The organism is Flavobacterium sp. FlaQc-48 (genome assembly GCF_044007335.1).
Taxonomy (GTDB): Bacteria; Bacteroidota; Bacteroidia; order Flavobacteriales; family Flavobacteriaceae; genus Flavobacterium.
Window position 1 is genome coordinate 75,627 of sequence record NZ_JBIPCR010000024.1, and the last position, 15,896, is coordinate 91,522.

The following is a 15,896-nucleotide window of genomic DNA, read 5'->3' on the forward strand; positions in this document are numbered from 1 at the left end:
TAATAAATTGTTTAAATATCTGTTTGCGTAAATTTACTTATATCACTTATATGGTTAAATACGTTAATATGCTTAGACAATCCACTTAAATTATTATTTTTGCCGGACAAATATATAACATCAAATTTTATGCTCATTATTGGACTTGCAGGTGGAACAGGAAGTGGAAAAACAACAGTAGTACATCAAATCATGAACGAATTACCAGACACTGAAGTGGGCGTAATTTCTCAGGATTCGTATTATAAAGAAACAACCAATTTATCTTTTGACGAAAGAGCATTAATAAATTTTGATCATCCTCGTGCAATTGACTTTGAATTATTGGTAAAACATCTAAAAGCTTTAAAAGCAGGTGAAACGATAGATCAGCCGGTATATTCGTTTATACAACATAACAGAACTGACGATACGGTATCAACGCATCCAAGAAAAGTAATGATTGTCGAAGGAATTTTAATCTTGACTAATCCGGAACTAAGAGAACTTTTTGATATTAAAGTATTCGTTCATGCCGATTCTGATGAAAGGTTAATTCGTCGCTTAAAAAGAGATATTTCAGAGCGCGGACGTGATATTGATGAGGTTTTAACACGTTATCAAAACACTTTAAAACCAATGCACGAGCAATTTATTGAACCCTCAAAAGCTTTTGCTGACATTATTATCCCTAATGATAAATATAATACTGTTGCCATTGATGTAGTCCGGGCTGTAATTAATCAACGAATTTCATAATTTTTATCGTAAATTTATTCCATAAAAGTTAGGAGCTATTCCCGCTATTCGTTTCAACCTTTTGTGCCGAACACCGGCACCAAAGGGTTTTCACTACTATCGGGGCTAAAAACACCAATTGAAATTACTAGAAATAACAGGTTAAATGAAAATGAAAATAAAAAATCCATACAAAGGCAAACGATGGTTTAAACTCCTGAGCAATAAATATGTTTGGGTGCTGCTGTTTTTTGTGGTCTGGATGTTATTTTTAGACAATTACTCTTATTTTGATCATCGTTTTTTAGACGGACAGATTAATGAATTGCAGGATAATAAAAAATATTTCCAAAAAGAAATAAAAAAAGATCAGGAACAGATCAAGCAACTTAAAAATCCTGAACAAATAGAAAAATATGCCCGCGAAAAGTACTTCATGAAAAAAGACAGCGAAGACATTTACATCATTCAATTTGAAGGAGATACTATTCAAGATACTAAAGAATAATCAGAAAAAAGCACACAATCCCAATGGCTACTACCCTATTCGACGATTTTAATCCGATTTCATCCAAACAATGGAAACAAAAAATTCAGTTTGAATTAGACGGAGCCGATTATAACGAAACCGTAATTTGGCATTCTCCCGAAGATCTTCAGGTTAAACCGTTTTATCACATAGACGAATTTTCCAGGGCAGCTCAGGTAAAAACACAGGCTTCCAATTTTAAAATTTGTCAAAACATCTTTGTATACGATATCGAGAAATCGATTCAAAGAGCTATGAACACTATCGAAAGAGGTGCTGAAAGTTTACGTTTTACTATCGAAAACGAAAAAACCGATGTTCAAAAATTATTAGAAACTCTTCCTTTAGAAAACAGGACCGTTTACTTTAATTTGAAATTCATTTCAATCGATTTCGTAAAATTACTGGATAGCATTTCTATACAAAAAAAAGCCATTTTTTTCTGTAATATGGACCCAATTGGCCACTTTGCAAGAGAAGGAAACTGGTTTACGACTTCTGACAAAAGTAATTTCGAAACGATTGAGAAAATTGCAAAAGCCACCACAAATCTCTCCCTTTTAAGTATAGATTCAGGGTTATATCAAAATGCCGGTGCCAACATTACACAACAAATTGCCTATAGTTTAGCACATGCAAACGAATATTTAAATCGTTTATCCCCAATTACAAAAACAATTGTTTTTCAAATAGCGGTAGGAACGAATTATTTTTTTGAAATTGCAAAACTTCGTGCTCTTCGAATGCTTTTTAAAGTAATTGCTGCCGAATATAATCCGGATATAGAATGTCATTTCTTAGTTACACCAACTAAACGCAACAAAACCATTTACGATTACAATGTAAACATGCTTCGCACTACGACCGAATGTATGTCGGCTATTTTAGGTGGTGCAGATGCCGTGGCAAACTTACCTTACGATTCTCTATATCATAAAGACAATGAATTTGGTGATCGAATTGCCCGCAATCAATTATTAGTTTTAAAACACGAAAGTTACTTTGATAAAGTCGATAATCCTGCCGATGGAAGTTATTATATAGAAAGCCTCACCATGCAATTGGCAGAAAAAAGTCTTACTTTATTTAAAGATATTGAAGCCAATGGAGGTTTCCTCAAACTTTTAAACGACGGAACTATTAAAAAGAAGATTCAGGAAAGCGCAGCTAAAGAACAGGAATTATTCGATTCTAAAAAAGAAGTCTTGTTGGGAACAAATAAATACCCAAACAAAGACGACAAAATGAAACACGATTTAGAATTGTTTCCTTTTGTAAAAATAAAACCAAGAAAAACATTAATTACACCCATAATCGAAAAAAGACTGGCAGAAAAACTGGAACAGGAAAGGCTGGAACTTGAATAATCGTTTTTCTAAGTAATTAATAAACTGCTCAAAAGAGTATTTCCATGATAAGAAAAGACCTTAAACATATTAAGTTAGATGTTAAAAGCGAAAAGTTAGACGAACTGACTAATAACTCTGAACCTATAACTCAAAACTTTTACACGGCTGAAGGAATTGAACTCAAGAAAAACTATTCTGAAAAAGATATCGAAGATTTAGAGTTTCTTGAATTCGGAGCTGGTTTTGCGCCCAATTTACGAGGACCATACGCTACAATGTATGTAAGACGTCCCTGGACAATTCGTCAATATGCAGGATTTTCTACCGCAGAAGAAAGCAATGCTTTTTACAGACGAAATCTGGCAGCAGGACAAAAAGGACTTTCTATTGCCTTTGATTTACCTACACATCGGGGTTATGATTCAGATCATGAAAGAGTTGTAGGTGATGTTGGCAAAGCAGGTGTTGCAATTGATTCTGTTGAAGACATGAAAGTATTGTTTGATCAGATTCCGTTAGACGAGATGTCTGTTTCGATGACCATGAACGGGGCGGTTTTGCCTATTATGGCATTTTATATTGTTGCAGCTGAAGAACAGGGTGTAGCAATTGAAAAATTATCAGGAACAATCCAGAATGACATTCTGAAAGAATTTATGGTTCGTAACACCTATATCTATCCGCCAACACCCTCTATGAAGATTATAGCAGACATATTTGAATTTACGAGCAAAAAAATGCCCAAATTCAATTCTATCTCTATTTCAGGATATCATATGCAGGAAGCCGGCGCAACTGCGGATATTGAATTGGCCTATACGTTAGCCGACGGTTTAGAATATATTCGAACAGGATTATCAACAGGAATGACCATTGACGAATTTGCTCCCCGCCTCTCTTTCTTTTGGGCAATCGGAATGAATCATTTTATGGAAATTGCCAAAATGCGCGCCGGACGAATGATTTGGGCAAAATTAGTACAGCAATTTAATCCTAAAAGTGACAAATCCCTGACTTTAAGAACACATTGCCAAACAAGCGGATGGAGCTTAACAGAACAAGATCCTTTTAATAATGTTGCCAGGACTTGTATCGAAGCAACAGCAGCCGCTTTTGGAGGAACTCAGTCGTTGCACACCAATGCACTTGATGAAGCTATTGCACTGCCTACAGACTTTTCGGCAAGGATAGCACGTAATACGCAGATTTTTTTACAGGAAGAAACCAAAATAACCAAAACTGTCGATCCTTGGGGAGGCAGTTATTATGTTGAAAGTCTGACTAATGAAATTCTAAAAAGTACCTGGAAACTTATTGAAGAAGTAGAAGAATTAGGCGGAATGACAAAAGCCATTGAAGCCGGAATTCCAAAACTAAGAATTGAGGAAGCAGCAGCCAGAAAACAGGCCCGAATAGACAGTGGACAGGATATTATTGTGGGTGTAAATCAATATCGATTGGACAAAGAAGATCCTTTGCATATTTTGGATGTTGACAATCAAATGGTTCGAAAACAACAAGTAGAAAGGCTTCAGGAAATAAAAGCAACAAGAGATACCGAAAAAGTAAATCAATCACTCGAAAAATTAATACTTTGTGCTAAAACCGGGCAAGGAAACTTACTGGAAATTGCTATTGAAGCCGCCCGAAACAGGGCTACTTTAGGCGAAATTAGCGATGCCCTTGAAAGTATTTTCGGCAGATATAAAGCGCAAATTAAATCCTTTAGCGGTGTGTATAGTGCAGCAATAAAAAACGACGAAAATTTTGAAAAGGCAAAACAGTTAGCTGATGCCTTTGCCAAACAAGAAGGGAGACGTCCCAGAATAATGATTGCCAAAATGGGACAAGACGGGCATGATCGAGGTGCAAAAGTAGTAGCAACCGGTTATGCCGATGTAGGTTTTGATGTAGACATTGGTCCTCTTTTTCAAACTCCGGCTGAAGCTGCCAAACAAGCTGTAGAAAATGACGTACATATATTAGGTGTCTCATCATTGGCTGCAGGACACAAAACATTAGTGCCGCAAGTAATAGAAGAACTAAAAAAACACGGACGTGAAGATATCATGGTAATTGTTGGCGGTGTAATTCCGGCCCAGGATTATCAATTTCTGTTTGATGCCGGAGCAGTAGCTGTATTTGGTCCCGGAACCAAAATTAGTGAAGCTGCCATCAAAATTTTAGAAATCCTTATTGATTAAAAAGCATAAAAAATCCCGAACAATCGGGATTTTTTATGCTTGTAATTTTTAATCGTTTATTGTAGCATCACTATCTGCTTCAATATGAGAAAGGTCGTAACCTCCAAAAGCTCTCATGTAACTTTTTAATGAAGTCCCGTAGGCATCTCTAAAATGTCTGCTTCCATTATTTTTGAAAAAGTTTTTGACTGAACCAGCTCCTCCAAGATGTGCAGCTGCTAAAATACCCGATTCGGTAATTTGAACACCATTGATTATTTTACCTTCATACCTTTCAATTTCATTGCGTAAAATCCATTTGTTTTTAGACAATAAAGCAACAAATGCTTTTTCCTGTAAGGCAGGATCTTTTAAAAAGGCTTTGTCATTGTGAATACCAACAGATCGTAAGGCTTGAGGGCCAAATTGGTATTTACCCATGTAACCAAGAGAATTTACCAATCGGTATTTTCCCTGAGATTCTTTAAAAGCAACCGCTTCTTTAAAACTTATAAGGCGCTTTTCTGTAAATATGACATTTACTTTTTTTAATTCAGGATAATCATCCTCTTTTTGCGATGGAAATAAGTATTCGGATCCATCTGTTTTTTCTATTAAAAACCAAGGTTTGGTTTCCAGATTAAAGGGTTTAAAACCCAAACTTAAAAATGTAATAATAACGATCAAACTCGCATAAAAATACCACTTCTTTATCATAAATTGTTTTTCTTCAAAACGCTGTCACCTCTTTGAAATTTCTACGGTGCAAAGATAAGAAATACAAAACAATACTGTAAATCAACAGTTTACATGTTTTAAAGAATTATAAAATCTCGCTTTAGCCCTTTGCTCATGCAGTATTCCAGTACTTCGCCCAAGTGGTGATTATGCTTCAAAAGCGAAAAAAAATAAACTTAAAAAATGTCATTTTTATCAAATTTTTATCAAATATGTTAAAATAAGAAGATTAAACCTACACTATTAAGTCGTTTTAAACGCTAAATGAAATTTCAATTTTAAAAAAATTCAGATTAATTTAAGAGAAAAAGCAAAAATTAGGGTCTCAAAAAAATCCCCTTCCTCAAAAACGACTCATTAAAATTTAAAAAAATATTTTTTTTCCATTATAAAAAATGCAATAGTTAAATCCACCGCCATAATTGCTTTTTAGTTATATATCAAATTCAGAAGATTCAATGATACTTTTAAGCCATAAAAAAACCGAAGTTCAGAACTTCGGTTAAATATTAATCTTTTATTTAATTAAAAAACTATCTTGTTACACCCTGACTAGCGATCCAGTCTGAATATTTTTTTGCATTTACATTATGTTCTGCTAATGTCGAAGCAAATTCGTGATATCCGAAACGTTCAACACTCGCACAAAAATAAATATAATCATTTTTCTCCGGATTCAAAACTGCTTCCAGCGCTGTAATATCAGGCATTGCAATAGGCCCGGGAGGAAGTCCGATATTTACATAGGTATTGTATGGGGATTTCATAACTAAATCATTATAAAAGACCCTTTTTATAACCTGATCAAAATTATTGTCTTTTAATTTTAAGGCATAGATAACCGTTGGATCTGCTTGTAAGGGCATTTCTAAACGTAAACGATTTAAATATACTCCTGCAATACGCGGACGTTCATCTTTTTTAACTGATTCTTTATGAACAATAGAAGCCAAAATAGTAGCCTGAACAGGAGTTAAACCTTGTTTTTTTGCTTTTTCAATTCTTTCAGGCGTCCAGAAATTATGATACTCTTTAATCATCTTATCACGAAATTTCTCTGCCGGGGTATTCCAATAGATTTCATACGTATTAGGAATAAACATAGCAAAGACATTCTCTTCGTTGAAACCATTTGCTGCCAGAAAAGCCGGATCTTTAAATGCTTTCATTAACGATAAACTGTCTGCTTCTATTTCAGAACCTACTCTTCCTGCAAAATTCTCTAAACGCTCCTGGTTATTAAAAGCTAATTTTACAGGAACATTTGAACGCATCGCACGGACCAGATCAATATTATTCATATCTTTTTTAAGCAAAAAGCGACCTGATTTTACATTTTCAGGATAACTTCTTTTACTGGCGACCATTTCAAAATTGTCAAAATTCCTGATATAGGGTTCTAATATTTTCTTTACATCTGTATAATTTGCACCAGTTGGTACATATACATAAAGTTCTTTTTCTTCGAATTTAGTATTGGCGCTGAATATTTTATTAATTAAAATAAATCCATAAATCATTAATACTGAAATTACGGCTACAGCAGATATCGTGATTATTTTTTTTAAGCTCAAAGTATAAAGTTTAAATTTGTTTGTTAATTAACTGAAAAATTGCTTCATCGTGATAGCGGTTATTTAGCAAAATCCAATCCTTTTTGATTCCTATTTTCTCAAAGCCAAATTTAGTAAAAAGTGCTATACTTGCTACATTTCCTACAGCAATATTTGCATATAATTGATGCAAATTTAAATTATGAAAGGAATATTTAATTAAAAGCTCTAATGCCTCAGATCCAATCTTTTGATTCCTCTTTTCACCACTCTGAATAACAATTCCGACACCGGCCCTATTATTTTTGGGATCAAATTCAAATAAATCGATTAATCCTATGGCTGGAAAATCCTGATCCTGACAAATCGCTAATCGCAATTGTTTGGCTTCATAAATGTCCTGCTGCGCATTTTCGAGATACTGCCGAACCAAAAATCGACTGTAAGGTGTTTGGGTATTACTGACTTCCCAAATAGTTTCGTCATTCTCCATTGCATACACAAACTCTAAATCATTAGGTTCTAATGCTCGCAGATAAATATTTTCTCCTTTGAGTGTAATCATTTTTAAATTTGAGATTGATAATCCCGCTTTAGTATTAAATTTCTATTGTTCCTTTAAAAACAAATTTTGCAGGTCCGGTCAAAAATACATTTGTAAAATGATTTCCCAGTTTATCAAAAGACACCACTAATTTGCCTCCTTCAACATTTAAGTTAATTGAAGTTTTATTTGTTTGTCCAATAGCATTCATAGCAATTGCCACTGCGGTTGCCCCGGTTCCACAGGCTAAAGTTTCATCTTCAACACCTCTTTCATAAGTACGAAGTGAAAATGTATCGTCATCTACTTTCTTCACGAAATTAATATTGCTTCCTTTTTCTCCATATAAATCTCCGTAGCGAATAGCAGCACCGTTATCTTTTACATTATAATGTTCGAGATCTTCAACAATCTGTACATGATGTGGAGAACCAGTATCTAAAAAGGTATAGGAATCGTTTTGTTGTACTTCATCAACATCAATCATCTGCAAAGAGACAATAGCATCCTGCCCAACTGAGGCGTGATGCAAACCGTCTGTTGCCATAAATGTTGTTTCGTTTTCGATTATTCCCAATTGGTTTGCAAAAGCCACTAAGCAACGTCCTCCGTTTCCGCACATGGAACTCTGATTTCCATCTGAATTATAATACACCATTCTGAAATCAGTTTCAGCATCATTTTCCAATAAAATAAGGCCATCTGCTCCTATTCCGAAACGTCTGTCGCATAGATGTTCAATCACTTTGATATTTTCTTTTGGAAAGAAATCTGAACGATTATCAATCATTACAAAGTCGTTCCCCGTACCCTGATATTTATAAAATTCTATTTGCATTTTTTTTACATTAATACTACAAAAGTACGAACAAATAATTAATGAAATGTTAATCAATGTTAAAGAGCGTTAAACCATTTTATTCGTTAATTTTTTGAATTATTTTTACGTAAAATTACCTAAACATAAATTATAACAACTTAAATACACAATATAACTATGAAAAGACTTTCAACCTTATTTTTGGTTTCACTACTTAGTGGTGCTACAACCCTTGGTGCTTACAAGTTATTATTTGAAAGCAACAACTCTTTTTTTGGAAGACAAAATTCTGTTGTAACTCTTGCCCCCAACTCATTTGGAAAGAATGTGGCTTTATCTGCTGAAACGGTAGATTTTACAGCTGCAGCAGATAAAACAATTCATACTGTTGTACACGTAAAAAATGTTTCGCGAAGAACTGTTAATAATCCTATGATGGAATTTTTCTATGGTTACGGTGGTCAACAGCAACAGGAACAAGTTGGAACCGGATCCGGAGTGATTATTTCAGAAGATGGGTACATTGTAACCAATAACCATGTAATAAAGGATGCGACAGAAATCGAGATTACTCTGAACAATAAAAAATCATACAAAGCCAAATTAATTGGTACTGATTCTAAAATGGATATCGCATTATTAAAAATCGACGCCAATGAAAAATTACCTTATACAGCTTTTGCAAATTCAGATTCTGTAAAAATTGGTGAATGGGTTCTGGCAGTTGGAAATCCGTATAATTTAACATCAACGGTAACTGCTGGAATTGTTTCGGCAAAAGCAAGAAATCTAGATACTAACGGAATTCAGTCCTTTATTCAGACTGATGCTGCTGTAAATCCAGGAAACAGTGGTGGTGCATTGGTCAATACAAGAGGTGAATTAATCGGAATTAATACTATGATTTCATCTATGACAGGTTCTTATGTAGGATATTCATTTGCTGTTCCTTCTAATATTGCCCGAAAAATTATCGAGGATATTATGGAATTTGGAAATGTTCAGAGAGGAATTCTCGGTGTAGAAGGTGGAGAACTTAACAGTACAGCATCAAAAGAACTGGGCGTTACTGAAACACAAGGTTTTTATATTAGTAAAGTTTCCAAAAATTCCGGTGCCGAAAAAGCAGGACTTGGTAAAGGAGATATTATTGTAAAACTTGACGATCAAAACATTTCAACTTACGCAGACCTTTCTGGTTACATTAATACCAAACGACCAAACGATGTTGTGAAAGTAACTTACATTAAAGATGGAAAAACAAAAACAGTTCCGGTAACTTTAAGCAAAAACGAATTTTACAGCACTGAATTTAAAGGAATAGAACTAGAAAATATTGATGCTTCTGATAAAAAGAAATTTAGAATTGATTACGGAGTAAAAATTAAAAACATCAACAATGAGAATTTGGCACAATATCAAAACGAACTACAGGGCAATATTATCCTGAGTATTGATAATGTAAAAGCTACTAATATTGAAACTGTTTCTAAACTTTTAAACAAAAAAGATGAAGGACAAAGTGTACGCATCGAAATGATCAATAGAAACGGTGAAATACTTAGAATTATCATTTAAAATTAATCGCAATTTAAAGTTACAGTTTTTCAGTTTTAAGTTACTGAAAATGGTTTACTGAGATTAAACACTAAAAAAACAGCCATCTTAGAAATAAGGTGGCTGTTTTTTTTGAAAAAGGATTTAATTTTTACTTGTCCAAAGCTTATTTTTTATGCTTCCTGAGAACATATTTTTTTTAAGCGGTTTCAAAAATAAATCACAAAACAGCTTACGAAATCGATTGAAATAAGTACTTTTGCGCAAAATTTAAAAATATTTGTTTATTTATTTTTTCAATTTAATCAATTATGAGCAAAAAAACGTTGTACCAGAAAGAGGTATCATTACAAGTCGACCGAAGAAGAGCTGGTGTCGAATTAATCAAAGTCATAAGTGATTTATGGTATGATAAATCAATTGAAATGGTTTTATTTAAAAATCAATTACTTGATAAAAATGTCAGCGATATTATCAATTTACATCAATATGCAGGTGAATTTGTAGGTAAACCAATCACCATTTTTGATTCGGTTGAAATCGCAAAAGTTGTTTTATCGCTCGATCTTCCACCTGCAAAAATAGATCTTGGAAAACTGACTTACGAATATCGTTTAGAAGATGAAAAATATCCCGATGCACGATATTTTGTAATTGACAAATTGAAAAAAGCAAAATCTTCAGAAGAAATTCAGCCAAAAGACGTTGTTTTATATGGTTTTGGAAGAATTGGACGTTTATTAGCCAGAGAATTAATGTCTAAAACCGGAAAAGGAAATCAATTGCGCCTGAGAGCAATTGTAACCCGTGACAAAAATGATGCATCTACACTAGAGAAAAGAGCTTCTTTACTTAGATATGATTCAATCCATGGAGATTTTCAAGGATCTGTAATTGCTGATCCAAAAAATAATGCATTAATTATAAACGGAACTACTGTACATGTTATCGCGGCAAATTCTCCGGAAGAAATCGATTATACACAATACGGAATCAATGATTCACTAGTAATCGACAACACAGGTGCCTTTACAACCGAAGAAGCATTGAAAAGACATTTAACTTCAAAAGGTGTAAGTAAAGTTTTATTGACCGCACCCGGAAAAGGAATACCAAATATTGTCCATGGCGTAAATCACAACGAATATAATCCTGATGAAATAGACATTTTCTCTGCTGCATCATGCACTACAAATGCTATTACACCCGTTTTAAAAGCAATCGAAGACACTTTAGGTGTAGTAAAAGGTCATTTAGAAACTATTCATGCCTATACAAACGATCAAAATCTGGTTGATAATATGCATAAAAAATACCGTCGCGGAAGAGCTGCTGCATTAAATATGGTGATTACCGAAACCGGTGCCGGAAATGCAGTTGCAAAAGCACTGCCATCATTAGAAGGAAAATTAACTTCAAATGCTATTAGAGTTCCCGTACCAAATGGTTCTTTAGTCGTTTTAAATCTAGAAGTAAAAAAAGCAACTTCGCTTCCTGCTATTAATAAAATCATGAAAAAATATGCCCTTGAAGGTGAACTGGTAGAGCAAATAAAATATTCATTAAACAATGAACTTGTGTCTTCGGATATTGTTGGAACATCTGCACCATCTATTTATGACAGTAATGCTACAATTGTTTCAAAAGACGGAAAAAGCATTGTACTGTATATTTGGTATGATAATGAATACGGATACAGTCATCAGGTAATTCGTCTGGCCAAATATATTGCCAAAGTAAGACGTTTTACTTATTACTAATATAAAACCAAAACACATTAACCATTCTAAAACCATCAGGATCTCCTGATGGTTTTACTATTTTAAATAGGCAAAACTGTTGTACTCTTTACCTCTGAAATTACAAAAACCGTATTGATTAGAGAAACTTCCGGCAACACAGACAATTTTTTCTGATGAAACTGATGATAGCTTTCCATATCCGGAATGATAATTTTAAGCATATAATCAAAATTACCAGAAACATAATTACATTCGACCACTTCAGGCAAGTTTAAAATCGATTGATTAAATCCTTCTGATGTATCATAAGTTTGTTTTGTTAAGGTAACCTGGCAATAAACAGTCAGATTATTTCCTAATTTTTTCTTGTTCAAAATCGAAACATATTTCTCAATAACACCCTCTTTTTCAAGACGTTTCACCCTGTCATGAACAGGCGTTAAAGACAAGTTTATTTTGTTCGCAATATCTTTTAAAGTGTAGTGCGCATTTTCCTGTAAAAGTCGTAAGATTTTTTTGTCAATTTCATCTAAAGCCATAACGAAAACGTTTTCTGTAATTAATAAAACTTAGTCATTTTTTCTTTTTTAAGGACTCTATTCGCTTTTAAAAAGAATATTTTTCTGTAAAAGTATTAAATAAAATAATATTTTCTTATTTATCAGCACTTAATCCATAATATATTCTCTATCTGTAGTTTTGTAAAACAATTTTAATAAAAACAAAAAAAATATAACAAGATGATAATAGGTGTTCCAAAGGAAATAAAAAACAATGAAAACCGTGTGGCCTTAACTCCTGCCGGTGTTTCTGAAATGAAAAAACATGGACATACTGTATATGTTCAGGCAACTGCTGGTTTAGGAAGTGGTTTTAGCGACCAGGAATATGCAGAGGCTGGCGCAGTAGTTTTAGCAACTATTGAAGAAGTATATGCTATCGCTGAAATGATCATTAAAGTAAAAGAACCAATTGCATCTGAATATCCATTAATTAAAAAAGATCAATTATTATTTACTTACTTTCACTTTGCTTCATCAGAACCATTAACTCATGCTATGCTTGAGAAAGGTGCTGTATGTCTGGCTTATGAAACAGTAGAAAAAACAGATCGTAGCTTACCATTATTAGTTCCAATGTCTGAAGTTGCTGGTCGTATGGCTATCCAACAAGGTGCTAAATATCTTGAAAAACCTTTAAAAGGAAGAGGAATTCTTTTAGGCGGTGTTCCAGGTGTACCTCCTGCTAAAGTTTTAGTTTTAGGTGGAGGAATCGTTGGAACCCAGGCTGCAAAAATGGCTGCTGGTTTAGGGGCTCAGGTAACTATTATGGATTTAAGTTTGCCACGTTTACGTTATTTAGATGATATTATGCCTGCAAACGTAAATACACAAATGTCAAATCACTACAATATCACTAAAGCAATCGCTGATGCTGATTTAATTGTTGGTGCTGTTTTAATTCCAGGAGCAAAAGCACCTCACTTAATTACTCGTGATATGCTTAAATTAATGCGTCCGGGAACTGTTGTTGTTGACGTTGCAGTTGATCAGGGAGGTTGTATCGAAACTTGTACTCCAACAACACACGAAAATCCAACTTTTATCATTGATGATATTGTACACTACTGTGTAGCCAATATGCCAGGTGCTGTTCCTTATACATCAACTTTAGCTTTAACAAATGCTACTTTGCCTTACGCAGTACAATTAGCAAATAAAGGATGGGAAAAAGCTTGTAATGAAAACGAAGAATTGAAAAAAGGATTAAACATTGCTAACGGAAAAATCCTTTACAAAGGAGTTGCTGAGGCCTGGAATCTTCCCTTCAATGAAGAGTTAGTGTTAGCAAACGCATAGTGCTAACATTAAAATAAGTGCTTACTAAACACTATAAAAGACTTTTCTTAATTGAAAAGTCTTTTTTTTGTCCATAAAAAAACCTGTCATAATTTATGACAGGTTTTTACTTTATACATCCAATAGGAAACTATTTTTTCTCATCCAAAACTTCCTGCAATACTTTTGCTTCAGTTCCATTTGGGAAAGCTACCTTAATTTTCTGTGCTATTGTTGGAGCAATTTCAGTAATGGCTTTCTTATCATAAGATTCTCCTTTTTTAATATGCCATCCGTAAAAAATAGCAGGTACATGAGTATCATAGCTATAAGGTGTACCATGTGAAGTCCCCGTTGTTGAATACTCAATATCTCCGGGCTTATCGATAATAACTAAATCACCATTTTGAGTCACATCATAACCTTTTGCTACAAAATTCAAATAGTAGTCATTTCCTCCATTCGCTAAAATTTCTTCTTCAGTATATACTTTCTTAACTTGTGGCTGCGAAATCAGAAACTCTTTAAAAGCTTGTTTTACTTTTACCAAATCTAACTTTTTATCTTTAATAATTTGCTTATTGAAGAAAACATTAAAGTTTGAGTAATTTAAAATTAAATCAGCTCCAAAAGTTTTAGTAGAGAAATCCTGCAAACTCTTCTTAACTTCTTTCGACGGATAATTATCTACATTATACTTTCTGTCTTTTAAATAAATAACGTTTTCAGCCCCTGCATGATCAGCAGTCAGGAAAAGTAAATAATTATCTTTTCCTACCGTTTTATCCAAATAATTTAAAAAGTCTGCTATAGTTTGATCTAATCTTAAATAAGTATCCTGAAGTTCCATAGAACGTGGTCCTAGTAAATGCCCCACATAATCAGTAGAAGAAAAACTTACAGTCAAAAAATCTGTAACGTTATCTTTTCCTAATTCCTCTTTTTCAATGGCTTTCATAGCAAATTCAGCTAATAAATCATTTCCAAAAGGAGTTGCCCTTAGAATTCCCGCATCATTTTTTTCATACATTGATTTCAAATCGTACGGAAAAACAGGAGCGGCACTTCCAAACAATTTACCTTCATAAGGATTATTATCAGGTAAACTTTCGTTATAAGCTGAAGCTGGCTTATACAAATCCCAACCTTTATTAATATAAGTCATATAATGTTTCTCGCTATTGAACTGAGACACCCATTCAGGTAATTTTTCTCCGTAAAAACTACTAGAAATAAAAGAACCTGTTTTACTGTACCAAAAAGCCCAGTTCGCAAAATGCCCCGCTGGTAAAATCGCGCCTCGATCTTTAAGACTAATTCCAATAACTTTTCCTTCAAAATTAGTAGCCATTCTTACTTCGTCCGTAATTGTAGTACTTTGCAGGTTTTTTGGAGACATAGCCCCTTCTTCTGCAGTACCATCTCCAACCGTTTTTACTCCGGCATCATCGGTACAATACATCTCTTTACCAAGTGTTCTGCTGAACCATTCATTACCTACAATTCCGTGTGTGGCTGGTGTAGTTCCCGTGTAAATCGAAGCATGTCCAGGAGCTGTATAAGTCGGCATATAATTATAATGCATATTCTGAAAAGTATATCCATTATTCATCAATCTCTTAAATCCGTTTGGTGAAAAATCATCTGAAAACCGATATAAATATTCCATTTTCATCTGATCTACTACAATACCTACTACCAACTTAGGGCGCTGTTGAGCACTTAAATTTGAGATAACAAACAATGTCAACAATACAATACTTTTTTTCATACTTAAATTATAATATTTAGTACAAAAATACAGATTCACATCTAGATAGACTAACCCACTATAATTTAAAACTTAAAAATGACTATAATTTAACAGAAACTGTTACAGAAAATTATTCAAGAATTGTTGTGGGCGTTTCCCTCCGGGCCGGGCTGTACGCTAAATCTTTTGCGAGAGTGGTATTGTTTAAGACCAAGCGGATTAGGATATCGCAAAAGGATACCGCTGCCATCCCTAACGCAGACATAAATAAAGAGAAGTATTATTTTTAAAAGAAAATCCAAATTTTAAAAATCCCAAAATATTACGCCTGCAAAAGCTTGCCAGGCGATTTATAGAATTTCGTAAACGTTGGCAGTGGTTTCAAGCATGCGAGCGCACAATCTATGGTCATAATTGTGATAAATAGTTTTTTTTTACCGCAAAGCCCGCAAAGTAAAACCGCAAAGTTCGCAAAGCTTTAAAGTTAAACCTTGCGCACCTTGCCGTTAAATCACAAACCCATAGAAAACAAAAAACCCCGTTTCGTTAGAAACAGGGTTTTTAAAAGAAAGG

Annotated in this window: 13 protein-coding genes; 7 read left to right on the plus strand and 6 right to left on the minus strand. The window is 33.9% G+C overall.

From position 1 onward, the window contains the following. The first annotated feature begins 129 nt into the window (after window positions 1–129). The 4 genes from udk (at window position 130) to scpA (ending at window position 4,799) form a co-directional block, all read left to right on the plus strand. Complete coding sequence (gene udk, locus ACHRWY_RS25425) at window positions 130–738, plus strand: uridine kinase (protein WP_395358435.1); 609 nt, start codon at window positions 130–132, stop codon at window positions 736–738. A 151-nt stretch (window positions 739–889) separates the two neighbouring features. Beyond that, window positions 890–1,225: a septum formation initiator family protein gene (locus ACHRWY_RS25430; protein WP_395358461.1), complete on the plus strand. Its 336-nt coding sequence runs from the start codon at window positions 890–892 to the stop codon at window positions 1,223–1,225. 23 nt (window positions 1,226–1,248) lie between these two features. Further along, window positions 1,249–2,613: a methylmalonyl-CoA mutase subunit beta gene (locus tag ACHRWY_RS25435; protein WP_395358437.1), complete on the plus strand. Its 1,365-nt coding sequence runs from the start codon at window positions 1,249–1,251 to the stop codon at window positions 2,611–2,613. Between the two features lie 44 nt (window positions 2,614–2,657). Further along, window positions 2,658–4,799, plus strand: a complete 2,142-nt coding sequence (gene scpA, locus ACHRWY_RS25440; RefSeq protein ID WP_395358439.1) for a methylmalonyl-CoA mutase — start codon at window positions 2,658–2,660, stop codon at window positions 4,797–4,799. Between the two features lie 48 nt (window positions 4,800–4,847). On the opposite strand, the gene ACHRWY_RS25445 is transcribed toward scpA, so the two are convergent. The 4 genes from ACHRWY_RS25445 to dapF form a co-directional block, all read right to left on the minus strand. Beyond that, window positions 4,848–5,495: a peptidoglycan-binding protein LysM gene (locus tag ACHRWY_RS25445; protein ID WP_395358441.1), complete on the minus strand. Its 648-nt coding sequence runs from the start codon at window positions 5,493–5,495 to the stop codon at window positions 4,848–4,850. A 554-nt stretch (window positions 5,496–6,049) separates the two neighbouring features. Further along, window positions 6,050–7,090 (minus strand): endolytic transglycosylase MltG, encoded by a 1,041-nt coding sequence (gene mltG, locus ACHRWY_RS25450; protein ID WP_395358443.1) that lies wholly within the window; start codon window positions 7,088–7,090, stop codon window positions 6,050–6,052. Between the two features lie 10 nt (window positions 7,091–7,100). Then, on the minus strand, window positions 7,101–7,634 hold the full coding sequence (locus ACHRWY_RS25455; RefSeq protein ID WP_395358445.1) for a GNAT family N-acetyltransferase: 534 nt from the start codon (window positions 7,632–7,634) through the stop codon (window positions 7,101–7,103). Between the two features lie 34 nt (window positions 7,635–7,668). After that, window positions 7,669–8,451 carry a diaminopimelate epimerase gene (gene dapF, locus ACHRWY_RS25460; protein ID WP_395358447.1) on the minus strand — a complete coding sequence of 261 codons (783 nt, stop codon included), beginning with the start codon at window positions 8,449–8,451 and terminating at the stop codon, window positions 7,669–7,671. Between the two features lie 159 nt (window positions 8,452–8,610). Between dapF and ACHRWY_RS25465 the strand changes: the two genes are divergently transcribed. After that, entirely contained in the window at window positions 8,611–10,011 is a 1,401-nt protein-coding gene (locus ACHRWY_RS25465; protein WP_395358449.1) for a trypsin-like peptidase domain-containing protein, read from the plus strand. A gap of 290 nt (window positions 10,012–10,301) precedes the next feature. Next, window positions 10,302–11,750, plus strand: a complete 1,449-nt coding sequence (locus tag ACHRWY_RS25470; protein WP_395358451.1) for a glyceraldehyde-3-phosphate dehydrogenase — start codon at window positions 10,302–10,304, stop codon at window positions 11,748–11,750. Between the two features lie 62 nt (window positions 11,751–11,812). Here the strand turns inward: ACHRWY_RS25470 and ACHRWY_RS25475 are convergent, their stop codons facing one another. Further along, window positions 11,813–12,271 (minus strand): Lrp/AsnC family transcriptional regulator, encoded by a 459-nt coding sequence (locus ACHRWY_RS25475; protein ID WP_055095431.1) that lies wholly within the window; start codon window positions 12,269–12,271, stop codon window positions 11,813–11,815. Between the two features lie 201 nt (window positions 12,272–12,472). Between ACHRWY_RS25475 and ald the strand changes: the two genes are divergently transcribed. Continuing rightward, window positions 12,473–13,591: an alanine dehydrogenase gene (ald, locus tag ACHRWY_RS25480; protein ID WP_395358453.1), complete on the plus strand. Its 1,119-nt coding sequence runs from the start codon at window positions 12,473–12,475 to the stop codon at window positions 13,589–13,591. A gap of 130 nt (window positions 13,592–13,721) precedes the next feature. Here the strand turns inward: ald and pafA are convergent, their stop codons facing one another. Beyond that, a complete protein-coding gene (gene pafA, locus ACHRWY_RS25485) occupies window positions 13,722–15,341 on the minus strand; it encodes an alkaline phosphatase PafA (protein ID WP_395358455.1) in 1,620 nt (539 codons plus the stop codon). Window positions 15,342–15,896: the final 555 nt, after the last annotated feature.